Source organism: Paraburkholderia sp. SIMBA_053, assembly GCF_046534895.1.
GTDB classification, from domain to species: domain Bacteria; phylum Pseudomonadota; class Gammaproteobacteria; order Burkholderiales; family Burkholderiaceae; genus Paraburkholderia; species Paraburkholderia caledonica.
The window spans coordinates 1-231 of the sequence record NZ_JAWRXU010001880.1; the positions used below are offsets into that span (position 1 = coordinate 1).

Sequence of the window (231 nt, forward strand, 5' to 3'; positions counted from 1 at the left end):
GCTTGTCATCGTGGTCGGTCGGGAGCTGCACCACCGGCAGGATCTGCGCCTACAGCAACACTTCGCTCGGCGGAGCATCCCTGACGTTCGGCACGTGCGCGGTGCATACGATCCCGTCGAGCTTCGCGGTCAAGTCCGTCGCCAACGCCCGCGGCTCCGGCTCCGTCCAGGTGCGCAACGGGTCGACCGTCCTGAAGACCGTGGCCGCCGGGAGCTGGAGCAACGTCTCCG

At 68.4% G+C, this 231-nt stretch carries 1 protein-coding gene; it reads right to left on the reverse strand.

From position 1 onward, the window contains the following. Positions 1-49: 49 nt before the first annotated feature. A partial coding sequence (locus tag SB753_RS42065) for a hypothetical protein (RefSeq protein ID WP_410805822.1) occupies positions 50-231 on the reverse strand: 182 nt, incomplete at its 5' end.